At 63.8% G+C, this 20729-nt stretch carries 20 protein-coding genes; 9 read left to right on the forward strand and 11 right to left on the reverse strand.

Going from position 1 to position 20729, the window contains the following annotated elements:
* Window positions 1-20: 20 nt before the first annotated feature.
* Window positions 21-1583: a class I adenylate-forming enzyme family protein gene (locus AB3X96_RS28175; protein WP_368592312.1), complete on the reverse strand. Its 1563-nt coding sequence runs from the start codon at window positions 1581-1583 to the stop codon at window positions 21-23.
* 137 nt (window positions 1584-1720) lie between these two features.
* Here AB3X96_RS28175 and ybaK point away from each other — a divergent pair, with 137 nt between their 5' ends.
* Both ybaK and plsY read left to right on the forward strand, forming a co-directional pair.
* Window positions 1721-2212 (forward strand): Cys-tRNA(Pro) deacylase, encoded by a 492-nt coding sequence (gene ybaK, locus AB3X96_RS28180; RefSeq protein WP_368592313.1) that lies wholly within the window; start codon window positions 1721-1723, stop codon window positions 2210-2212.
* A gap of 142 nt (window positions 2213-2354) precedes the next feature.
* Complete coding sequence (plsY, locus tag AB3X96_RS28185) at window positions 2355-2990, forward strand: glycerol-3-phosphate 1-O-acyltransferase PlsY (protein ID WP_368592314.1); 636 nt, start codon at window positions 2355-2357, stop codon at window positions 2988-2990.
* A 93-nt stretch (window positions 2991-3083) separates the two neighbouring features.
* On the opposite strand, the gene AB3X96_RS28190 is transcribed toward plsY, so the two are convergent.
* The gene (locus AB3X96_RS28190; RefSeq protein WP_018421633.1) at window positions 3084-3569 is read right to left on the reverse strand and encodes a YajQ family cyclic di-GMP-binding protein; all 486 of its coding nucleotides are present in this window, start codon (window positions 3567-3569) and stop codon (window positions 3084-3086) included.
* 204 nt (window positions 3570-3773) lie between these two features.
* On the opposite strand from AB3X96_RS28190, the gene murB reads away from it, so the two are divergent.
* Window positions 3774-4856 carry a UDP-N-acetylmuramate dehydrogenase gene (gene murB / locus AB3X96_RS28195; RefSeq protein WP_368592315.1) on the forward strand — a complete coding sequence of 361 codons (1083 nt, stop codon included), beginning with the start codon at window positions 3774-3776 and terminating at the stop codon, window positions 4854-4856.
* A 135-nt stretch (window positions 4857-4991) separates the two neighbouring features.
* Here the strand turns inward: murB and argF are convergent, their stop codons facing one another.
* Window positions 4992-5921 (reverse strand): ornithine carbamoyltransferase, encoded by a 930-nt coding sequence (argF, locus tag AB3X96_RS28200; protein WP_176105207.1) that lies wholly within the window; start codon window positions 5919-5921, stop codon window positions 4992-4994.
* A 517-nt stretch (window positions 5922-6438) separates the two neighbouring features.
* Here argF and AB3X96_RS28205 point away from each other — a divergent pair.
* Window positions 6439-6786: a DUF3579 domain-containing protein gene (locus AB3X96_RS28205; protein WP_176105208.1), complete on the forward strand. Its 348-nt coding sequence runs from the start codon at window positions 6439-6441 to the stop codon at window positions 6784-6786.
* Window positions 6787-6942: 156 nt separating this feature from the next.
* On the opposite strand, the gene rpsT is transcribed toward AB3X96_RS28205, so the two are convergent.
* A complete protein-coding gene (rpsT, locus tag AB3X96_RS28210; protein WP_013090353.1) occupies window positions 6943-7221 on the reverse strand; it encodes a 30S ribosomal protein S20 in 279 nt (92 codons plus the stop codon).
* Window positions 7222-7694: 473 nt separating this feature from the next.
* Here rpsT and murJ point away from each other — a divergent pair, with 473 nt between their 5' ends.
* Complete coding sequence (gene murJ, locus AB3X96_RS28215) at window positions 7695-9245, forward strand: murein biosynthesis integral membrane protein MurJ (protein WP_368592316.1); 1551 nt, start codon at window positions 7695-7697, stop codon at window positions 9243-9245.
* Between the two features lie 5 nt (window positions 9246-9250).
* Window positions 9251-10093: a SirB1 family protein gene (locus tag AB3X96_RS28220; protein ID WP_176110260.1), complete on the forward strand. Its 843-nt coding sequence runs from the start codon at window positions 9251-9253 to the stop codon at window positions 10091-10093.
* Window positions 10094-10176: 83 nt separating this feature from the next.
* On the opposite strand, the gene AB3X96_RS28225 is transcribed toward AB3X96_RS28220, so the two are convergent.
* The 5 genes from AB3X96_RS28225 to lpxK all read right to left on the reverse strand — a co-directional run bounded on the left by AB3X96_RS28225 (window position 10177) and on the right by lpxK (window position 14271).
* Complete coding sequence (locus AB3X96_RS28225) at window positions 10177-10935, reverse strand: 3-hydroxyacyl-CoA dehydrogenase (protein WP_176105210.1); 759 nt, start codon at window positions 10933-10935, stop codon at window positions 10177-10179.
* Between the two features lie 261 nt (window positions 10936-11196).
* Entirely contained in the window at window positions 11197-11862 is a 666-nt protein-coding gene (adk, locus tag AB3X96_RS28230) for an adenylate kinase (protein WP_368592317.1), read from the reverse strand.
* 210 nt (window positions 11863-12072) lie between these two features.
* Window positions 12073-12867, reverse strand: coding sequence for a 3-deoxy-manno-octulosonate cytidylyltransferase (gene kdsB, locus AB3X96_RS28235; RefSeq protein ID WP_368592318.1), 795 nt, complete (start codon window positions 12865-12867; stop codon window positions 12073-12075).
* Between the two features lie 203 nt (window positions 12868-13070).
* Complete coding sequence (locus AB3X96_RS28240) at window positions 13071-13274, reverse strand: Trm112 family protein (RefSeq protein WP_007180583.1); 204 nt, start codon at window positions 13272-13274, stop codon at window positions 13071-13073.
* Window positions 13255-14271, reverse strand: coding sequence for a tetraacyldisaccharide 4'-kinase (gene lpxK / locus AB3X96_RS28245; RefSeq protein WP_368592319.1), 1017 nt, complete (start codon window positions 14269-14271; stop codon window positions 13255-13257). The genes AB3X96_RS28240 and lpxK overlap by 20 nt, the downstream gene beginning before the upstream one ends.
* A 547-nt stretch (window positions 14272-14818) precedes the next feature.
* Here lpxK and xseA point away from each other — a divergent pair.
* The 3 genes from xseA to AB3X96_RS28260 all read left to right on the forward strand — a co-directional run bounded on the left by xseA (window position 14819) and on the right by AB3X96_RS28260 (window position 18092).
* A complete protein-coding gene (gene xseA, locus AB3X96_RS28250; protein WP_368592320.1) occupies window positions 14819-16198 on the forward strand; it encodes an exodeoxyribonuclease VII large subunit in 1380 nt (459 codons plus the stop codon).
* A 225-nt stretch (window positions 16199-16423) separates the two neighbouring features.
* Window positions 16424-17002, forward strand: a complete 579-nt coding sequence (gene sodB, locus AB3X96_RS28255; RefSeq protein WP_013090345.1) for a superoxide dismutase [Fe] — start codon at window positions 16424-16426, stop codon at window positions 17000-17002.
* A gap of 535 nt (window positions 17003-17537) precedes the next feature.
* Window positions 17538-18092 (forward strand): glycine zipper family protein, encoded by a 555-nt coding sequence (locus AB3X96_RS28260; RefSeq protein ID WP_176385111.1) that lies wholly within the window; start codon window positions 17538-17540, stop codon window positions 18090-18092.
* Window positions 18093-18211: 119 nt separating this feature from the next.
* On the opposite strand, the gene AB3X96_RS28265 is transcribed toward AB3X96_RS28260, so the two are convergent.
* Together AB3X96_RS28265 and clpP are read right to left on the reverse strand one after the other, a co-directional pair.
* Entirely contained in the window at window positions 18212-19759 is a 1548-nt protein-coding gene (locus AB3X96_RS28265; protein ID WP_368592321.1) for an NYN domain-containing protein, read from the reverse strand.
* A gap of 164 nt (window positions 19760-19923) precedes the next feature.
* Window positions 19924-20571, reverse strand: coding sequence for an ATP-dependent Clp endopeptidase proteolytic subunit ClpP (gene clpP / locus AB3X96_RS28270; protein ID WP_368592366.1), 648 nt, complete (start codon window positions 20569-20571; stop codon window positions 19924-19926).
* Between the last annotated feature and the right edge of the window lie 158 nt (window positions 20572-20729).

Raw genomic sequence — 20729 nt, forward strand, 5'->3', positions numbered from 1 at the left:
CGCGCGGGCCTGCGCTCGCTTCACACCAACTCGCGCAACCGGTGCTTAAGAATTTTGCCGGTCGATGCGGCGGGCAGCGCCGCGAGCACCATCACCTCGGCCGGCCGCTTGTACGGCGCGAGCCGCTCGCCGCACCACGCGATCAACTCCGCAGGAGCGACCGTCGCGCCGGCAATCAGTTCGACGAATGCGATCACCTCCTCGTTGCCCTCGACCGCGCGTCCGACTACCGCCGACTGCACGACCTGCGGATGCGCGTTCAGCACGTGCTCGACCTCGGCCGGATACACGTTGAAGCCCGAACGGATGATCAGCTCCTTGCTGCGCCCGACGATATGCAAGGCGCCGTCCGCGTCGCGGCGCGCGAGGTCGCCGGTCTTCAGCCAGCCATCCTCGGTGACGGTCGCGCGGGTCTGCTCGGGGTTGCGATAGTAGCCGAGCATCACGTTCGGGCCGCGCACCCACAGTTCGCCAATCTCGCCCGGCGAGGCTTGCGCGCCGTCGAGTCCGACGAACTTCACTTCGACGCCCGGAATGACTTCGCCGACCGAGCAATCGGCGCGCGGTGCGTCGACCATCGTCTGAGATACGGTCGGGCTGCTTTCGGTCATGCCGTAGCCGTTGTGCAGCGGCAGACCGTACACGGCTTCCGCCTGCACCTTCAACGCGGCGTCGAGCGGAGAGCCGCCCGAGTACGCGAAGCGCAGCCGCGGCGCGGACCATGCGTGGCCGTGCGTGTGCAGATGTTCGAGCAGCTTCGCGTGCATCGCCGGCACGCCCTGGAAGATCGACACCTGCTCGTCGGCGAGGGCGCGGCGCACCGCTTCCGGCACGAAGCGCGGCGCGAGCCGCAACGTCGCGCCCGCATGCAGGCTGCCGAGGCATACCGACGCGAAGCCGTACACATGCGAGATCGGCAGAACCGCATAGACGACGTCGTCGGGCCCGACCTGGCGCAGCCGGCTCGACACGGCCGCGATGTACAGCAGATTGCGATGCGACAGCATCACACCCTTCGGTGCGCCGGTGGTGCCGGTCGTGTAGATCAGTGCCGCGCATTGGCTGTCGCTGGCGGCTTCGACGGCTTCGGCCTGCACGCTGCCGTCCAACGCATACGACCATGCGCCGATGTCTGGTGACAGCGTGGGTGCCGGTGTCGCTCGATGACGCTCAGCATGCTGGCACGCATCGGGCGAGCTTTCGACCGCATATGCGACGACGCGCGGTTGCGCGTGCGCGCGGATCGAATCGAGTTCGGCCGCCGAGAGGCGCGCGTTCGACACCAGCGCCCACGCATCGAGCCTGGCGGTCGCGAACAGCAGCACGACCTGCGCGATGCTGTTCTCCGCGACGATCATCACGCGATCGCCGCCGCGCACGCCCCATTCGCGCAGCAGCGCGGCGGCGGCATCGACGGCCTCTAGCAGTTGCGCATTGGTCAGGCGGCGCGCATCTTCGATCAGCGCGACATGCCGCGGATCGCGCGCGGCGGCGAGCGCGGGAATGTCGCTGATGCGGGCGGGCAGCGCGGCGAGCAGCGCGGGGATGTCGATCGTGGAACGGATGGATGAAGCCTGGTTCAACGCTGTCTCCTAGCTCTGCGCGCACTATCTCGCACCATGCCGGCATGATTTCGAACGATCGTGCCACAAGCGTCGAGCCCGCACAATTGCCGGTTCGGCAAATAGCCGTTGTGCAATCTCGCCATTACAATGCGCCGATGAACAAATCCAGACACGTGTCCGAAACCCCCGCCACGCAGCTGCTGCGCCGTCACGGCGTCACGTTCGGCGAGCATCCTTACGACTACGTCGAGCATGGCGGCACCGCGGAATCGGCGCGCCAGCTCGGCGTCGACGAGCATCACGTCGTGAAGACACTGGTGATGGAAGACGAGCACGCCAAGCCGTTGATCGTGCTGATGCACGGCGATCGCACCGTCAGCACCAAGAACCTCGCGCGGCAGATCGGCGCGAAGCGCGTCGAGCCGTGCAAGCCCGAAGTCGCGAACCGGCACTCGGGTTATCTGATCGGCGGCACCTCGCCGTTCGGCACGCGCAAGCAGATGCCGCTGTATGTCGAGTCGACCATTCTCGAGATGGACAAAATCTGGCTGAACGGAGGGCGGCGCGGCTTTCTCGTCAGCATCGAGCCGAAGGTGCTCACGGATCTGCTTGCGGCGAAGCCGGTGCAGTGCGCGAGCGTGGACTGACGCCGACGCGCCAGTTGACGTTTGCCTGAATGTTTTTCGCGCGGACGCCTTCGGTAAAATGTGCGCCGCCTTGTTTCGACGGGCGTACCCTGTTGCGGTTGGGGTATCGAATGTCAGACCGCGATCCTTATAAGAGTCCTAGATGCAAAACCTGATCGTCGCTGTCGTTGCCTATCTGATCGGTTCGTTGTCGTTTGCCGTGATCGTGAGCGCCGCGATGGGTCTCGACGACCCGCGCTCGTACGGCTCGGGCAACCCGGGCGCCACCAACGTGCTGCGCAGCGGCAGCAAGAAGGCCGCGATTCTGACGCTGATCGGCGACGCCTTCAAGGGCTGGCTGCCGGTGTGGCTGGTCGTGAATTTCGGCGCGCGCTACGGGCTCGACGAGCACTCGATCGCGATTGCGTCGCTCGCGGTGTTTCTCGGCCATCTGTATCCGATCTTCTTCCGCTTCAAGGGCGGCAAGGGTGTCGCGACCGCCGCGGGCGTACTGCTCGCGATCAACCCGACACTCGGCGTCGCGACCTTGCTGACCTGGATCATCGTCGCGTTCTTCACGCGCTATTCGTCGCTGGCGGCGCTGTGCTCGGCGCTGTTCGCGCCGCTTTTCTACGTGTTTCTGTTCGGGCCGCGCATCGTTGCGCTCGCGGTTCTGGCGATGAGCCTGCTGCTCGTATGGCGCCATCGCGGCAATATCGCGAAGCTGATGAAGGGGCAGGAGAGCCGTATCGGCGACAAGAAGAAGGCCGCCAGCCCGGCGGCGGGCAACGATCTTTGAAGTGGGCTGAGCCGCCCGGCCCGAGGTGAAGCGGCTCGAAGACTTTGCGCGCGGCGCGGCGCGTTGCGTTGCAAGCCTCGCGCGCCGTGCCGCTTAGTCGCGGAAGTTGTTGAAGTCGAGCGGCGTGTCGGTCACGTCCTTGCGCAGCATCGCGATTACGCTTTGCAGATCGTCGCGCTTTGCACCGGTGATGCGCACCGCATCGCCCTGAATGCTCGCCTGCACCTTGATCTTGCTGTCCTTCACCAGACGCACGATTTTCTTCGACAGATCGCCCGACACGCCCTTCTTGATCTTGATGACCTGCTTGACCTTGTCGCCGCCGATCTTCTCGATCTTGCCGTAGTCGAGGAAGCGCACGTCGACGTTGCGCTTGGCCATTTTCGACAGCAGCACGTCCTTCACCTGGCCGAGCTTGAAGTCGTCGTCGGCGTACGCGGTGATTTCGTTTTCCTTGTGCTCGACGCGCGCGTCGGACCCCTTGAAGTCGAAACGCGTCGAAATTTCCTTGTTGGACTGCTCGATCGCGTTCTTGACTTCGATCATGTTCGCTTCGCAGACGACGTCAAACGATGGCATTGCTTTCTCCCAATAGTGCGGCAGTGCGCGACGCGGCCGGTCGGCTGCGCGCGAGGCACTCGCTATAATCACGGACCGGACGTCATTTTACCGACGCCGCTCTCTTTTGCCCAAGGCCGCCGCGCGGCGCCGCTCGTGTCGTCAGGCTCGTCATTGGTCGTTGTTTCCTGTCGCTTCCCGTTGTGTTGCCCTGCTGCCATTCCGATGCCCCAATCCGCTCTTGCCGCTCCCGTCGTCGCGTCTCTCCTGGCCGGCTATTCGCTGAAGGCCCACAACACGTTCGGCTTCGACGTGCGCGCGCAGTTCGCGTGCCTGATCGAGCGCGAGGAGCAGTTGCCCACCGCGGTGCGCGATCCGCGCGTCGCGGGCCTGCCGCGCCTCGTGCTCGGTGGCGGCAGCAACGTCGTGCTGAGCGGCGACTTCGCCGGGCTCGTGCTGCTGGTGGCGCTGCGCGGCCGCCGCGTGGTGCGCGAGGATCAGCATGCGTGGTATGTCGAGGCGGCCGGCGGCGAGCCGTGGCACGAGTTTGTCGCGTGGACGTTGGCGCAGGGCATGCCCGGCCTCGAGAATCTCGCGCTGATACCGGGCACGGTCGGCGCGGCGCCGATCCAGAACATCGGCGCGTACGGGCTCGAAATGTGCGAACGCTTCGCGTCGCTGCGGGCGATCGAGCTCGCGACCGGCAACGTCGTCGAACTCGACGCCAACGCGTGCCGGTTCGGCTATCGTGACAGCTTCTTCAAGCGGGAAGGGCGCGAGCGCTTCGTGATCACGTCGGTCACGTTTCGTTTGCCGAAGGCATGGCAGCCGCGCGCGGGCTACGCGGATCTCGCGCGCGAGCTAGCGGCGCGGGGTCCTGCGGCGAGCCAAGGGAAAGCCGATGGTGCGGCCCCTCAGCCGACCGCGCAGGCCATTTTCGATGCGGTCGTCGCCGTGCGGCGGGCGAAGCTGCCCGATCCGCTCGAACTGGGCAACGCGGGGAGCTTCTTCAAGAATCCGGTGATCGATGCCACGCAGTTCGAGGCGCTGAAGCGCCGCGAACCGGAAATCGTGTCGTATCCGCAGGCGGACGGGCGGGTCAAGCTGGCGGCCGGCTGGCTGATCGACCGATGCGGCTGGAAGGGCCGCGCGATGGGCGCGGCGGCCGTGCATGAACGCCAGGCGCTGGTGCTGGTCAATCGCGGTGGCGCGAGCGGCACGGAAGTGCTGGCGCTGGCGCGGGCGATCCAGCACGAAGTGTTCGAGCAATTTGGCGTGGAGCTGGAGGCGGAGCCGGTTTGCCTATGAGCGGAAGCGCGCTCTTTTCGCGCTGACTGGCCGCGCTGAGCTTCACCGTCGACGAATGCACAAAGGCGCCGGGAGTTTCCTCCCGGCGCCTTTTTTGTAACGCGGTCCCGGTTGGTGCCTGGGCGAACGCCTCGCTCAATGATTGAGCTTGCCGAGCAGCAGGTATTCCATCAACGCTTTCTGCACGTGCAGACGGTTTTCCGCTTCATCCCACACGACGCTCTGCGGTCCGTCGATCACTTCCGCGCTGACTTCCTCGCCGCGATGCGCGGGCAGGCAGTGCATGAAGAGCGCATCGGGATTCGCGCGCGCCATCATGTCGGCGTCCACGCACCAGTCGGCGAAGGCCTTCTTGCGCGCTTCGTTTTCGGCCTCGAAGCCCATGCTGGTCCACACGTCGGTGGTGACGAGATCGGCGCCCGCGCAGGCTTCGTTCGGGTCGTCGAACTCCTCGTAAAACGGCGCGCTTTCCGCCGAGACGAGCGCACGGTCGAGCTTGTAGCCGGGCGGCGTGGATAGGCGCAGTTTGAAGCCTAGGATCTGTGCGGCTTCGATCCATGTGTACAGCATGTTGTTCGCGTCGCCGACCCACGCCACCGTTTTGTCGCGGATCGGACCGCGATGCTCGAAGTACGTGAAGATGTCCGCGAGCACCTGGCACGGGTGATACTCGTTCGTGAGCCCGTTGATCACCGGCACGCGCGAATTTTCGGCGAAGCGCTGGATGATGTCCTGGCCGAACGTGCGGATCATGATGATGTCCACCATGCGCGAGATGACCTGGGCGGCGTCTTCGATCGGCTCGCCGCGGCCGAGCTGCGTGTCGCGCGTGCTCATGAACACCGCGTGGCCGCCCAACTGGAAGATGCCGGCTTCGAACGACAGGCGCGTGCGCGTCGAATTCTTTTCGAAGATCATCGCCAGCGTGCGGTCGTGCAGCGGGTGATAGGTCTCGTAGTTCTTGAATTTGCGTTTCAGGATGCGCGCGCGTTCCAGCACGTACTCGTAGTCTTCCAGCGAGAAGTCCTTGAACTGCAGGTAGTGGCGAATTTTCTTGGCGGTCATGAAACAAATACGGCGGTCTCACCCGGCAGGGTTGCCGGACTGTGCCGCCGTGGGTTTGGTGGTAACTCAACCCAGCATAAAGGATTTCGCCCTGTTTGACGAGTCGGCTGGAAGGCTGTGAAAGCGATCAGAAAGCTATTAGAAGGCATCGTGTTGGGCTGCGCGGGGTCATCGGACGGTGCTTGTGTGCGCTGCGGAAAAGGGCCCGCTGCGCTATAATTTAAGGGTTATCCCATAGCCCAGCAGGCCGGCGTTTCGCATCAAGAAACGCGGCTGGCGCGGCGCGGAAAGTCTGTCACGGCGTGGCCGTCATGATAGGCGCCAGAGCGGTTCAGCCGGTTCGCCGCAGCGGTTCTCGTGGTGCGGCTCGTCATTGTTGCGTTAGCGCCAAGCTCCCACGCACGTCGCAGGTGGCTGCAAGCGCTTGCCGTGCATGCCGCTTGCGGTGAATTCGAGCGTGCAACCGGTGTCGCCGGTTGGTCATCATTCCGCTGGGCAGTCACACAGGTATTTCTACATGGCCGAAGCAGCTCCAATCGAATATTTCATTCAGGGCATTACGTCGACCGGAAAAAGATTTCGGCCGAGCGACTGGTCGGAGCGGCTCGCGGGCGTCATGTCGTCGTTCGGGCCCGGCGTGAGGAAGGGGCCGAACGCCTATATGCAGTACTCGCTGTACGTGCGGCCGACCATGATCGGCGATCTCAAATGCGTGATTCTCGATTCGCGGCTGCGCGACATCGAGCCAATGGCCTTCGATTTCGTTATGAACTTCGCGAAAGACAACGACCTCCTCGTCACCGAGGCATGCGAACTGGAACTCGAGCATGCGCCTGCACCTCAAGCCAAACGGCATGCGATCTGACGCAAGCTGGCCGGATCGCCAAAAACAAAAAACGAAAACCCGCAAACAGCGGGTTTTTTTGTGGCTGGTCATCCGGCCAAAACAAAAAAGCCCGCCAAAGCGGGCTTCTTGTGCAGCGGAAACAGGAGGTAGCCCGCCGAAGCGGGCCGACCGGAATTACTGCGCTGCGGGCGCTTGCAGACCCTTGATGGCTGCAGCGAGGCGGCTCTTGTGGCGAGCTGCCTTGTTTTTGTGAATGATGTTCTTGTCGGCGATGATGTCGATGGTCTTCGACGATGCCTTGAAGATTTCGGCGGCCTTAGCCTGGTCGCCTGCGTCGATTGCCTTGCGGACAGCCTTGATAGCCGTGCGGAATTTCGAGCGCAGTGCCGAGTTGTGCGAGTTTGCCTTCGCGGCCTGGCGGGCGCGCTTGCGTGCTTGTGCGGAGTTAGCCATGACGGTTCCTTATCCTGTTCCTGTTTCCAGTACCCGGCCTTAAACGATGAGGCGAGGTGCTGCTTCTCGATCCGAACCCTTGGAAGCGATTGCCCAAGGGCGCAAAAGTGTCGAAAAAATCGATCGAACTACGCGAAGGCGGGCCCGTGTTTCCAGGCTTCCGGATGTATTGACAAGCGGCGCTGCGCCAACCTGAGAATCCCGTCCGAAGACCATGCGAAAACTGAGCAAGCTTCGAAACCGACGATTATAGCAACAAAATCAGGCACGTGACAACGGGAAACGCGCGACGGCGTCGCAGTGACGGGAGTGGCGTCATGTTGACGCTGAAGTGCTGGCGCAGCACGGAAAGCCGCTGAAAATACAAAAATCGCACTTTCCAGCCGATTGCGGCGAACGTCCGCGCGGCAAATCGGTCCGAATCGCGTTCCGGCTCGTCGCCCGCATTAGCGGACCCGTATAATAAGCGCCCCATGAATCTATTCCGAGCCCTGCTGACGGTCAGCGGCTTCACGCTGCTGTCGCGCGTGACCGGACTGGCCCGTGAAACCCTGATCGCCCGTGCGTTCGGCGCCAGTCAATACACCGACGCTTTCTACGTCGCCTTTCGCATTCCGAACCTGCTGCGCCGCATTTCCGCCGAAGGCGCGTTCTCGCAGGCCTTCGTGCCGATCCTCGCCGAGTTCAAGAACCAGCAAGGCCACGACGCCACCAAGGCGCTCGTCGACGCGACCTCGACCGTGCTCGCGTGGGCGCTCGCCGTGCTATCGGTGATCGGCGTGGTCGGCGCGTCGGGCGTCGTGTTCGTCGTCGCTTCGGGCCTTGCGCGCGAGGGCCACGCATACCAGCTCGCGGTCACGATGACGCGCATCATGTTCCCGTACATCATTTTCATTTCGCTGACGTCGCTGGCGTCGGGCGTGCTGAATACGTACCGGAACTTTTCGTTGCCCGCATTCGCGCCGGTACTGTTGAACGTTTCGTTCATCGTCTCTGCGCTGTTTCTCGCGCCGCGCCTGCAAACGCCGGTCTATGCGCTCGCGTGGGCGGTGATCATCGGCGGCGTGCTGCAATTCGCGGTGCAACTGCCGGGCCTCAAGAAGATCGACATGGTGCCGCGCATCGGCCTGAACCCGCTGCACGCGCTCGCGCATCGCGGCGTAAAACGGGTGCTCGCGAAGATGGTGCCGGCGATGTTCGCGGTGTCGGTCGCGCAGATCAGCCTGATCATCAACACCAACATCGCGTCGCACATCGGCCCCGGCGCGGTGTCGTGGATCAACTACGCCGACCGGCTGATGGAGTTTCCGACCGCGCTGCTCGGCGTCGCGCTGGGCACGATCCTGCTGCCGAGCCTGTCGAAGGCGCATGTCGATGCCGATTCGCACGAGTATTCGTCGCTGCTCGACTGGGGGCTGCGCGTGACGTTCCTGCTCGCCGCACCAAGCGCGATCGCGCTGTTTTTTTTCGCCCAGCCGCTGACAGCGGTGCTGTTCAACTACGGCAAGTTCGACGGCACCGCGGTCGTGATGGTGAGCCGCGCGCTCGCCGCTTACGGCGTCGGCCTGGTCGGCCTGATCCTGATCAAGATCCTCGCGCCGGGCTTCTACGCGAAGCAGGACATCAAGACGCCGGTGAAGATCGGCATCGGCGTGCTGGTTGTCACGCAGCTGTGCAACTACGCGTTCGTGCCGGTGTTCGCGCATGCGGGTCTCACGCTGAGCGTCGGGCTCGGCGCTTGCGTGAATGCGTTGCTGCTGTTCATCGGTCTGCGCAGACGCGGCATCTATACGCCGTCGAGCGGCTGGCTCAAGTTTTTCGTGCAGCTGCTCGGCGCGTGCCTCGTGCTTGCCGGCGTGATGCGCTGGCTTGCGATCAGCTTCGACTGGGTCGGCATGCATACCCAGCCGGTCAGCCGGATGGTGTTGCTCGGTGCGTGTCTCGTGGTGTTCGCCGCGCTATATTTCGGTATGCTTTGGCTGATGGGCTTCAAGTACGCGTATTTCAAAAGGCGAGTGAAGTGATCACCATGTCGCGGGTTCTCGATTATTTCAGTACGCTCGTCGCCGAAGACGAGAGCCTGCCGCTGACCGAGACGGCGCTCTCGCTGGCGCAGGACGCCTATCCTGACCTCGATCTGCAGTCGGTGCTCGCCGAGATCGACGAGCTGGTGCTGCGGCTGCGCCGCCGCATGCCAGACGACGCCGACATCCGTCAGAAGGTTGGCATCCTCAATCGGTTCTTTTTCCGTGAACTCGGTTTCGCGAGCAATCTGAACGATTACTACGACCCCGACAACAGTCATCTGAACGTCGTACTCAAACGTCGCCGCGGCATCCCGATTTCACTCGCGGTGCTCTATCTGGAGATGGCCGAGCAATTCGGCGTTCCGGTGCGCGGGGTGTCGTTTCCGGGCCACTTCCTGCTGCGCGTGACGACGCCCGACGGCGACGTGATGCTCGATCCGACCACCGGTCATTCGCTGTCCGAAGCGCAGATGGTCGAGATGCTCGAACCGTACGTCGCGTCGGCTGGGGATTCGGTCGGCCGGGCGCTGCGCATGCTGCTGCAACCGGCCACGCGTCGCGAGATCGTCGCGCGGATGCTGCGCAACCTGAAGGCGATCTATCTGCAAACCGAGCGTTGGCAACGACTGCTCGCGGTGCAACAGCGGCTCGTCATTCTGCTGCCGGACAATATCGAGGAAGTGCGCGATCGCGGTTTCGCGTATGCGCGGCTCGACTATCTGCGGCCCGCGCTCGAGGACCTCGAAAGCTACCTCGGGGATCGCCCCGATGCGGAAGACGCCACCGTGGTCGAGTCGCAGCTGCATGAATTGCGGCAGCGCACGCGGCACGATGGCGGCGAATAGCGCCGCGCGTTTCACGCTGCATAAAAGGCAAACGCCTGCACATGTCGCACATGTACAGGCGTTTTTTCATCGCCAGGCGCTCCTCACTTCGGCTGCATACGGATCGCGCCGTCCAGCCGAATCACCTCGCCGTTCAGCATCGGATTGTCGAAGATCTGCTTGGCGAGCATCGCGTATTCGGCCGGTTTGCCCAGACGCGGGGGGAACGGCACCATTGCGCCGAGCGCGTCCTGCACTTCCTGTGGCATGCCGAGCAGCATGGGCGTTTCGAAGAGGCCGGGGGCGATCGTCATCACGCGGATCGCGTTGCGCGACAGGTCGCGCGCGATCGGCAGGGTCATGCTGACCACGCCGCCTTTCGACGCGGAGTAGGCCGCCTGGCCGATCTGGCCGTCGAACGCGGCGACCGATGCGGTGTTGATGATCACGCCGCGCTCGCCGTTGGCGTTCGGCTCGTTCTTCGACATCTGCGCGGCGGCGAGCCGGATCATGTTGAACGTGCCGATCAGGTTGATCGAGATCGTGCGCGTGAACAGATCGAGCGAATGGGGGCCATCCTTGCCGACGGTCTTCGCGGCCGGCGCGACGCCCGCGCAGTTGACGAGTCCGCGCAGCACGCCGAGCTTCGTCGCGGCTTCGACGGCTTGTTGCGCGTCCTCTTCCCGGCTCACGTCGCATTTGACGAATACGCCGCCGAGCTCCTTGGCGAGCGCCTCGCCCGCGTCCAGATTCAGGTCGGCGAGCACGACCTTGCCGCCGTTCTCGACCAGCAGGCGCGCGGTGGCAGCGCCGAGCCCTGATGCACCGCCGGTGATCAGGAACACGTTGTCACGAATTTCCATGTCTTCTCCTTCGCTACGGTTGTTCAGTGCAGTCTGGATCGAAGCATTTTTTCGACGATCGATTGTAGCGGCTGTGCTGCGATGCGGAAAGCGACGTGGGCGGCGGACATGCGAGCGCTATGGAAGACCAACTGGTTCTGCTGGACGCTCCGCACACAGCGCTTGCCGTTGCGGTTGGCGCGCTGAGCCAATAAAAAACCCGCCCAATGTGGGCGGGTTTTGGTCGAACGCAAACAGCGGAAATGTTTAGATCAATCCAGCTTATTTCAGCGCATCGAACGCACGGGCGCGAATTTCATCGACGCTGCCGAGGCCCGAAATGCGGCGATATTGGGGCGCCTTCACCGAGCTCGACGCATCGCCGTTCTTCGCCCAGCTGTTGTAGTACTCGATCAGCGGCTTGGTTTGCGATTCGTACACTTCCAGACGCTTCTTGACCGTTTCTTCCTTGTCGTCGTCGCGCTGGATCAGCGGCTCGCCAGTCACGTCGTCGATGCCTTCGACCTTCGGCGGGTTGAACGTCACGTGATACGTGCGGCCCGACGCGGGGTGCGAGCGGCGGCCGCTCATGCGCACGATGATCTCGTCGAACGGCACGTCGATTTCGAGCACGTAGTCGATCGCGACACCGGCCTGCTTCATTGCTTCGGCTTGCGGAATCGTGCGCGGGAAGCCGTCGAACAGATAGCCGTTCGCGCAGTCCGGCTGCTGCAGACGTTCCTTCACGAGGTTGATGATCAACTCATCCGTGACCAGCTCGCCGGCGTCCATGAAGCGCTTTGCTTCGAGGCCGAGCGGCGTACAAGCCTTGACGGCCGCGCGCAGCATGTCGCCGGTCGAAATTTGAGGGATGCCGAACTTTTCCTTGATGAAGTTGGCCTGAGTGCCTTTGCCAGCACCCGGTGCACCCAACAGGATCAAACGCATGGATATCTCCAGATCTATGTGAATTCTTTGTTTACGCAGCAGGCTTCCCGGCGATTCTCGCAGGCTCCGCATCGGCTACCGTTGGCTAGTTCGCGCTGCACGTCGAAATGACGGCGCTGCAAGAACCGCACGGCGCGACCGGGATAACCCGAGTGTCGCCTGCGCTGGGAGGCGCGCATAACCGTTCGATTATGCCACGGCTTCCGGCGCTCAAGACCCGAATAAAGCCCGTACGCGCGCGAGATCGGCGGGGGTATCGACGCCCGGCAACGGCACGTCGTGCGTGACGAGTACTGCGATGCGCTCGCCATGCCACATCGCGCGTAGCTGTTCGAGCGCTTCGACCTGTTCGATCGGCGAGATCGTGAGACTCGGGTACGTGCGCAGAAATTTCGCGCGATACGCGTACAGTCCGATGTGCCGGTATACGGCGGTGGGTGCGGGCGGCGCCGGCATCGACGCGACGTTGGGCCAGTGCGGCTGCCATGCGTCGCGCGCCCACGGGATCGGCGCGCGCGAGAAATACAGCGCGACGCCGCGCGCATCGGGCACGACCTTGACGACGTTCGGATTGAAAATTTCGGCGGGATCGGTGATCGGATGGGCGGCCGTCGCGATCGCGCAGTCGCTCGTCGTTGCCAGATGCGCGGCGACGCCGCGCACCAGCGCCGGGTCGATCAGCGGCTCGTCGCCCTGCACGTTGACGACGATCGTGTCGTCGCTCCACCCGAAGCGCGTCGCCACTTCCGCGAGACGGTCGGTGCCCGACGGATGGTCGGCGCGCGTGAGGACCGCGTCGAAGCCGTGGTCGTGCGCCGCGTCGAGCACTTCCTGCGCGTCCGACGCGACCAGCACCTGCTGCGCGCCCGATTCGCGCGCGCGCTCGGCGACACGCACGACCATCGGTTTGCCGCCGATGTCCGCGAGCGGCTTGTTGGGCAGACGCGTCGACGCCAGACGGGCCGGCACGACGGCAATAAACGGATAAGGGGTGGTGTGGATCATCGGATCGGGAACGGGCGGCAATCAGGCCGGAGGAAGAGGCTGCGCGCACGACGCGCGCGCAGAGTCGGACGTAAGCCGGAGCGGCTAAAACGGCTACGGATCGATCGTGGAGCACATACGGGCGGGCGTTGGCGTTGACGAACCTGTGCCCCTTGACCCGCGCGCGAGCGAGACGACGCGGCGCCGCGCCGCGCCGCGCCGGGTCAGGCGACCGAGCCGGGATTCAGATCGACCGGCGTGCCTTCGACGGTCTGCCGCGCTTCGTCGACGAGCATCACGGGAATGCCGTCGCGGATCGGATAGGCGAGCTTGTCCGCGTTGCAGATCAGTTCCTGCGCGGCGCGGTCGTAGCTAAGCGGGCCCTTGCAGATCGGGCAAACGAGGATTTCAAGCAGGCGAGCGTCCACGGACTTTCTCCACAACTAATGCAGTGAGGCGGTGATCAAGCGCGGCTTCGACCGGGACTACCCAGATGCGCGCGTCGTGCCAGGCCCCCAATTTTACCGCATCCTTTTCGGTAATCAGGATCGCGTCTGCGTCGGCGTCGGTGAACGGATTGCGCTCGAACGCGTAGTGATCGGGCAGTGCGCGCGTCGTGGGCGCGATGCCGGCCGCGCGCACCGTCGCGAAGAAGCGTTCCGGCGCGCCGATGCCGGCCGCGGCCAGCACACGTTGACCGGCGAATTGCGCGAGCGGGCGGCGCAGCGCGGGATTGTCGAGATGCCAAGCGTCGGCGGGCGCGAGTTGCAGTGCGAACGTGTTCGGCCACGCGGGCAGCGTGCGCGCGTACGGATCATTGATCAGCGTCGCGTCGCGGCGGCGCGACAACGGCTCGCGCAGTGGCCCGGCCGGCAGCAGGAAGCCGTTGCCGCCGAGCCGGTGATCGAACACGACGAGTTCGACGTCGCGCGCGAGGCGATAGTGCTGCAAGCCGTCGTCGCTGACGATCACGTCGACGTCGCGATGCGCAGCGCACAGCGCCTGCGCGGCGGCGACGCGATCGGGACAGACCCATACGGGTGCGCCGGTGCGGCGCGCGATCAGCAACGGTTCGTCCCCGCCGACGCGCGCCGAAGAACCGGGCGTGACCTGGGTCGGCGTGCTCACGCGCGCGCCGTAGCCGCGCGACACGATGCCAGGCGTGAAGCCCGCGGTGCGCAACGCTTCGACGAGCGCGATGACGGTCGGCGTCTTGCCGGTGCCCCCAACCGTCACGTTGCCGACCACCACCACCGGCACGCCGACGCGCACCGACTTCAGCCAGCCTTGCGAAAACGCGGCGCGGCGCGCGGCCGCGACCGCGCCGAACACGCAGGCGAGCGGCGTCAGCGCCCACGCGAGCGGGCCGCGTTGCTGCCATTCGCGCGCGAGGCGCGCTGCGAGACGGTCGCTGAGTTCGCTCATGGGCGGGTTGCGGGCAAGGACTGCGTGCCGTGCGCACTACGCGGGGTCAACTTCAACGCGGTTCTCCGGGCAATCGAATGCGAATACGGTCGAAAAATGAGGTGCAAACCGCGCGGCAAAAGGGCTCGTGCTGATTGGCCTCAGGCCGGCAAGCTCCCTGGCGCGCTGCGCGATCGGCATGCCGTCGAACCCGCAACTCTAGCGCGCGGGCGTCCCGGCCGGCAAGTCGCGCAGGGCTTGATGGACGCTGGTCCATGCTATGTGTGGTCGCCCACAGTCTGTGGATAACTTTGTGGAGAACCTGCCATCCGATCGTCCGGGAGGGCCATTCCGTGCGCTTTGGATCGAAGTGCTCGCTCTCTATTGAGATGCAAACGCCATATAAATCAAGGGTCTGCCAGGAATCTACTGGCGTTGGCGGGCGTTCTGGCGGAATTCGTCAGGCGGTTCCCGCCATGTGGACACTTTTAACAATCCTGCGATTCCGGCTGGACGCCGCTCGTCGCTCGGTCTATCGTCTGTCCGGCCAGCGCTATTTATTCCTCGCATGAACCCCGAAAATCCTTTTGCTTCGGCGGCCACACCAGGCGGTGAGGTCGTCGTTCCCGTCTCCGCGCTCAATCGCGCGATCGGCACGATGCTCGAACGCTCGTTTCCACTCGTATGGGTCGCGGGCGAAGTGTCGAACTTCACGCGCGCCGCGAGTGGTCACTGGTATTTCTCGATCAAGGACGCGCAGGCGCAGATGCGCTGTGTGATGTTCCGCGGTCGCGCGCAGTACGCCGAATTCATGCCGCGCGAAGGCGATCGCATCGAAGTGCGCGCCCTGGTGACGATGTACGAACCGCGCGGTGAATTGCAACTGAATGTCGAAGCGGTGCGCCGCACCGGTCAGGGGCGTCTGTACGAAGCGTTCCTGCGGTTGAAGGCGCAACTCGAAGCCGAAGGGTTGTTCGCCGCCGAGCGCAAACGCGCACTGCCGACGCATCCTCGCGCGATCGGTATCGTCACATCGTTGCAGGCGGCCGCATTGCGCGACGTGCTGACGACGCTGTCGCGCCGCGCGCCGCATATTCCGGTGATCGTTTATCCGGCGCCGGTGCAGGGTTCGGGTGTCAGCGCGAAACTGGCGGCGATGGTCGAGACGGCTGGCGCCCGCCGCGAGGTCGACGTGCTGATCGTGTGTCGCGGCGGCGGCTCGATCGAAGATCTGTGGGCCTTCAACGAAGAAGTGCTCGCGCGCGCGATTGCGGAAAGCGTGATACCGGTGGTGAGCGGCGTCGGCCACGAGACCGATTTCACGATTGCCGATTTCGCCGCCGACATACGTGCGCCGACGCCAACCGGTGCCGCCGAACTCGTGAGTCCGCAGCGCGTCATGCTGCTGCGCGAACTCGATCATCGGCACGCGACGCTCGCGCGCGCGTTCGGCCGCATGATGGAGCGGCGCGCGCAGCAGCTCGACTGGCTGGCGCGCCGGCTCGTGTCGCCGGCCGAGCGGCTCGCGCGGCAGCGTACGCATTTGCAGCAATTGCGCGTGCGGCTCGCGTCGGCGGGCGCGCGGCCGGTGCGGGATGCTCGAGCGCGCTTCTCGCTGCTGCAGATGCGCTGGCAACGCTGGCGTCCGGATCTCGCGGCCGAGCGCACGCGCGTCGACACGCTGGCGCAGCGCCTGAATGCGGCGCTATCGCGCCAGCATGAACGTCAGGTCGCGCGTATCGACATGCTCCGCGCGCGACTCGAAGTGCTGAGTCCACAGCGCACGCTCGAGCGCGGTTATGCGGCCGTGCTCGACGCGCAAAGCGGTCGGGCGATTCGCACGCCGTCGTCGCTGAAACCCGGACGTCGTTTGACGATGCATCTCGCCGAAGGCTCGGCCGACGTCGCGCTCGCCGACGTGCAGGCGCGTCTGACCGAGGGCTTCTGACGTTTTGCCGGTGGGCGCGTGGCGCCCATCTGCTGTCATGTCCTGCCTGCCGACGACCCGGGCACGCGCCATGCGCACCCCTCCGAAGGGCCTTGCGCACGGCGTGTTCGACATGCCGGACATAAAGGCCGGTCGTTTGCGGGGTTATTCCAACTCGCCTACAATCGAGTGCTCGATAGCGTCATCCGCAGACTCCCCACAACAGATATAGAGAAGGAAAGCACCATGGAACATACGCTCCCGCCGCTGCCGTTTGCGAAAAACGCGCTCGCTCCGCACATGTCGGAAGAGACGCTCGAGTTTCACTATGGCAAGCATCACCAGACCTATGTGACCAACCTGAACAATCTGATCAAGGGCACGGAGTTCGAGAACCTGTCGCTGGAAGAGATCGTCAAGAAGTCGTCGGGCGGTATCTTCAACAATTCGGCTCAGGTGTGGAACCACACGTTCTTCTGGAACAGCCTGTCGCCGCAAGGTGGCGGCGCACCGACCGGCGCGCTCGCTGACGCGATCAACGCGAAGTGGGGTTCGTTCGACAAATTCAAGGAAGAGTTTGCGAAGACCGCGGTCGGCACGTTCGGCTCGGGCTGGGCATGGCTCGTGAAGAAGGCCGATGGTTCGCTCGACCTCGTGTCGACGAGCAACGCCGCCACGCCGCTCACCACCGACGCCAAGGCTCTGCTGACGATCGACGTCTGGGAGCACGCTTACTACATCGACTATCGCAATGCGCGTCCGAAGTTCGTCGAAGCGTACTGGAACATCGTCAACTGGGACTTCGCGGCGAAGAACTTCGCTTGAGATTACCGGTTGCAGCTCGTCGTCTGATGTCGTGATCCTTGCGGTCGCGATTGAAGATGGTAGCTAGAGACGAAAGCCCTCCATCGCGAGGGCTTTTTCCTTTTCTGAGGCGATCGGAACGGGAGGGGGCGCTTCTGAAAGAAGTTTGTCACAGTTGGTAACTGCGATTTCGCGGGGCGCTAAGTGGACCTCGGCCGCCGCCCGTAGGCTTCGCCGAGCTGGCGGGGGCGGGCGCGCCGCAGGCAATGCAAGCTGCTGCGGCGGCCAGAATGAGCCGGTTGATTGGGGCGGCCTCCGCGCGGTCGATTGGCTTGGGCGGCGGGGATCGTTTGACGCGAGTGTGGGAGGCGTTCGTTGTGAATTGATTGCCCGCGCATTTACAAGCATCACTTGATATAACGTACCCAATGCCGCGACGACGCGCAGCCGGGTCGAGGCCAGCCGGCCGTGCAAAAACTTTCTGTAACTGAGCCGTAACCACGGAATTTTGCGATTAGCCTAACGTTTGAATTCCAATCCTCCGAAGTGCACCACCATGATTTCCAGCAATAAAACGATCAGCCTGGCGATTCCCGCCGCAGTCATCGCGCTCGCGTTAGGCGGTTGCGCAGTGGCGCCACCGAGCGGCCCGAGCATAGCCGCGATGCCGCGGGCCGGCGAGCCGCTCAGCCAGTTCCAACAGAACGACTACGCGTGTCGTGACTACGCGAATCAAACGACGAATCCGTCCGGCGCTGCGCAGGCTGCCACCACGAACAGCGTGAACAGCGCGGCGCTCGGCACGCTCGGCGGCGCGGCGGTCGGCGCGCTGCTCGGCGCCGCGGCGGGCAACGCCGGCGCGGGCGCGGCGATCGGGGCGGGCAGCGGCCTGCTGATCGGTGGCGCGAACGGTGCGAATGGCGCTCAGTACTCGGCGGCCGGCATGCAGGCACGCTATGACACCGCCTACGCCCAGTGCATGACATCGAAGGGCGAGACGATCGCTCAGCCGCAGCCTTATTATTCGACGCAGCCGGTGTATGTCGCGCCCCGTCCGTACTACTACGCACCGCCTCCGCCCGTCATGTATGCGCCTTATCCGGCTTACTAAGCGGTGACAGTGGGGCCGGCCGGTTTGCTCGTCTTGCATTGTCGGCCGGTACCGGGTTTCAATGCGTTGCCCGGTTGGGCGGTAGCTTGTAGCGACGATCGTCAAATCCGCGCCGCTTCTTACTCCGTGCTGTCCGTCGACGCCGCTTTGCGCGGACGACGGCTGCGAGACGCCGTTTTACGGGCGGCCTTCCTGGCGGCCTCAGATCCTTCTTCCGAATCGACTGCTGGAGCGGGGGCCTCGGCCGGCGCCGCGATCTCAGGGACTTCCTCGATGGTGCGCGGCGTACTCTTCTTCACTTTCTTCGCGGCCGTTTTGCGGGATGCGCGCTTTTTGGCGCTTTCACGCTGTGCGAGTTGGTCGCTGTCGGCGGTCTGCTCGATTTCTTGACCGAAGACGCCTTGTTCAGCGGCTGTATCCGCTGCCGCTTTTACAGCGCGAGCTTCGGTCTCTTCAGCTATCGGTTTAACGACGAACTCATCTGGGAGCGGCGCGTGTTCACGCGGCTCCTGTCGCTGGAGCTGCTCGGCGGGCTGCGCGTGTTCGGTGAGAGCAGGAACGCCAGCCGCAGGTTCTTCATCAGTCGTTTCGTGGTGACCGCGCTTGCCGTGCGGGGCCTCCTGACCTCGCCCCGCCTTGCGGTTGCCGCGGTCCTTGCGACGCGACTTGTGCTTGCCGCCCGGCTCGGACGCGGTCGCTTGCGCCGCCTGCGCTTGATACGAATGTTCGGCCGCCTGTTCAGCCGACGCCGACTCAGCCGACCCCGTTTCGGCAGACTCTGCCGCGGTTTCGCCGATAGTTTCACTGGCCGCTTCGCTCGCGACGTTCACAGCCGTGCTTCGATAAACGTACGCGCCTGATTTTTCATCGCGGCCGAATTCGAGCAGCCCGCGCGCCTGCGCTTCTTCCAGCAGATTGCCGAAAGCGCGAAACCCGTAATACGTTTCGTTGAAATCCGGTTTGCGCCGTTTGATCGCGTTCTTCAGCACGGACGCCCAGATCTTGCCGCTGTCGCCACGTTCGGAAGCGAGTGCGTCGAACGTCTGCACCGCAATTTCAACGGCCTTGCTGCGACGCTTCTCCAGATCTTCCTTCGGCGGGGCTTTCTCTTCATCAGCCGCACGTTTGGCTGCCTGCTGCGCGCTCTGCTGCTGGCGCGACGATTCGCGCCTCGCGACTGCGCGCTGACTTTCACGTACGAGATCGTCGTAAAAGAAGAACTCGTCGCAGTTCGCAATCAGCAAATCCGAGGTGGACTGCTGCACACCGACGCCGATGACCTGTTTGGCGTTCTCGCGCAGCTTCGACACTAGCGGCGAAAAATCCGAATCACCACTGATGATGACGAACGTATTGACGTGCGATTTCGTATAACAGAGATCGAGCGCATCGACGACGAGCCGAATGTCGGCGGAATTCTTGCCCGATTGGCGCACATGCGGAATTTCGATCAACTCGAAATTGGCCTCGTGCATGGCCCCTTTGAAACTCTTGTAGCGATCCCAGTCGCAATACGCCTTCTTGACGACGATGCTGCCCTTCAGCAGCAGGCGCTCGAGTACAAGCTTGATATCGAACTTGTCGTATTTCGCGTCGCGCACGCCAAGCGCGACATTCTCGAAGTCGCAGAACAGCGCCATGCTGACGTTTTCGTTGGATGACGCCATGTGTATCTCCATTGAAGCGGTCGTCGAAGTCGACGAATCGCGACATGATAGCGATTCCAGCGAAGGTGAGCAGCTTTTGTGGTGCGCTCGCACCGATAGGTGGATGGGAATTTGCAGCAAGCGGTTTGTCCGGCGGCCCAGCGAGCGGCTCCATGTCAGTTCCGTTACAGGGTGTCGCGACGACCTGCGTTGTTCCACGTCGCGCGAGCTTCCAGCACGTCATCGATCAATCCGTACTCCCTCGCTTCGAGCGCCGACATGAAGTTGTCGCGGTCGGTATCGCGCGCGATATCTTCGATGCTGCGTCCGGTGCGCTCGGCCATCATCGCATTGAGACGCGATCGCACATACAGCACCTCCTTCGCCTGGATTTCGATGTCCGCCGCGGTGCCCTGACCACCGCCGGAAGGCTGGTGAATCATGATGCGGGCATTCGGTAGCGCATACCGTTTGCCGCGTTGGCCCGCGGTGAGCAGAAAAGTGCCCATGCTCGCGGCAAAACCCGTGCACAAGGTCGAGACCTCCGGCTTGATGAACTGCATGGTGTCGTAAATCGCGAGGCCGTCATACACCGAGCCGCCGGGCGAGTTGATGTAAAAAGAAATATCCTTGTCGGGGTTCTCCGATTCGAGAAACAGCAATTGTGCGACGATCAGACTGGCTGACTGCTCGTTCACGGGCCCGACAAGAAACACGATGCGCTCGCGCAGCAGGCGGGAGTAAATGTCATAGGCGCGTTCGCCCCGGCCGGATTGTTCGATCACCGTGGGCACGAGGCCCAAGGCGGAGACAGACGGGTAACTGGAAGGCATGGGTTCCTCGTTCAGGATGGATGGCACGGGCATTCGGGGATGCAACAGGCGGCCTCGGGGCAGAAGCCGCGTGACATGCGCCGGTTCTTGCTCATTTGACGAAGCAGCGACCCGAGTTGTGACAGAAATTTTTTTGCGCCGAGCTGTCACATCACCCG

The organism is Paraburkholderia sp. BR13439 (genome assembly GCF_040948805.1).
Taxonomy (GTDB): Bacteria; Pseudomonadota; Gammaproteobacteria; order Burkholderiales; family Burkholderiaceae; genus Paraburkholderia; species Paraburkholderia youngii.

What these genes read in the sequence shown, in the direction of transcription:
- ybaK (WP_368592313.1), top strand. Translation starts at nt 1,721, where the DNA reads ATGAACAAATCCAGACACGTGTCCGAAACCCCCGCCACGCAGCTGCTG.
- plsY (WP_368592314.1), top strand. Translation starts at nt 2,355, where the DNA reads ATGCAAAACCTGATCGTCGCTGTCGTTGCCTATCTGATCGGTTCGTTG.
- AB3X96_RS28190 (WP_018421633.1), bottom strand. Translation starts at nt 3,569, where the DNA reads ATGCCATCGTTTGACGTCGTCTGCGAAGCGAACATGATCGAAGTCAAG.
- murB (WP_368592315.1), top strand. Translation starts at nt 3,774, where the DNA reads ATGCCCCAATCCGCTCTTGCCGCTCCCGTCGTCGCGTCTCTCCTGGCC.
- argF (WP_176105207.1), bottom strand. Translation starts at nt 5,921, where the DNA reads ATGACCGCCAAGAAAATTCGCCACTACCTGCAGTTCAAGGACTTCTCG.
- AB3X96_RS28205 (WP_176105208.1), top strand. Translation starts at nt 6,439, where the DNA reads ATGGCCGAAGCAGCTCCAATCGAATATTTCATTCAGGGCATTACGTCG.
- rpsT (WP_013090353.1), bottom strand. Translation starts at nt 7,221, where the DNA reads ATGGCTAACTCCGCACAAGCACGCAAGCGCGCCCGCCAGGCCGCGAAG.
- murJ (WP_368592316.1), top strand. Translation starts at nt 7,695, where the DNA reads ATGAATCTATTCCGAGCCCTGCTGACGGTCAGCGGCTTCACGCTGCTG.
- AB3X96_RS28220 (WP_176110260.1), top strand. Translation starts at nt 9,251, where the DNA reads ATGTCGCGGGTTCTCGATTATTTCAGTACGCTCGTCGCCGAAGACGAG.
- AB3X96_RS28225 (WP_176105210.1), bottom strand. Translation starts at nt 10,935, where the DNA reads ATGGAAATTCGTGACAACGTGTTCCTGATCACCGGCGGTGCATCAGGG.
- adk (WP_368592317.1), bottom strand. Translation starts at nt 11,862, where the DNA reads ATGCGTTTGATCCTGTTGGGTGCACCGGGTGCTGGCAAAGGCACTCAG.
- kdsB (WP_368592318.1), bottom strand. Translation starts at nt 12,867, where the DNA reads ATGATCCACACCACCCCTTATCCGTTTATTGCCGTCGTGCCGGCCCGT.
- lpxK (WP_368592319.1), bottom strand. Translation starts at nt 14,271, where the DNA reads ATGAGCGAACTCAGCGACCGTCTCGCAGCGCGCCTCGCGCGCGAATGG.
- xseA (WP_368592320.1), top strand. Translation starts at nt 14,819, where the DNA reads ATGAACCCCGAAAATCCTTTTGCTTCGGCGGCCACACCAGGCGGTGAG.
- sodB (WP_013090345.1), top strand. Translation starts at nt 16,424, where the DNA reads ATGGAACATACGCTCCCGCCGCTGCCGTTTGCGAAAAACGCGCTCGCT.
- AB3X96_RS28260 (WP_176385111.1), top strand. Translation starts at nt 17,538, where the DNA reads ATGATTTCCAGCAATAAAACGATCAGCCTGGCGATTCCCGCCGCAGTC.
- AB3X96_RS28265 (WP_368592321.1), bottom strand. Translation starts at nt 19,759, where the DNA reads ATGGCGTCATCCAACGAAAACGTCAGCATGGCGCTGTTCTGCGACTTC.
- clpP (WP_368592366.1), bottom strand. Translation starts at nt 20,571, where the DNA reads ATGCCTTCCAGTTACCCGTCTGTCTCCGCCTTGGGCCTCGTGCCCACG.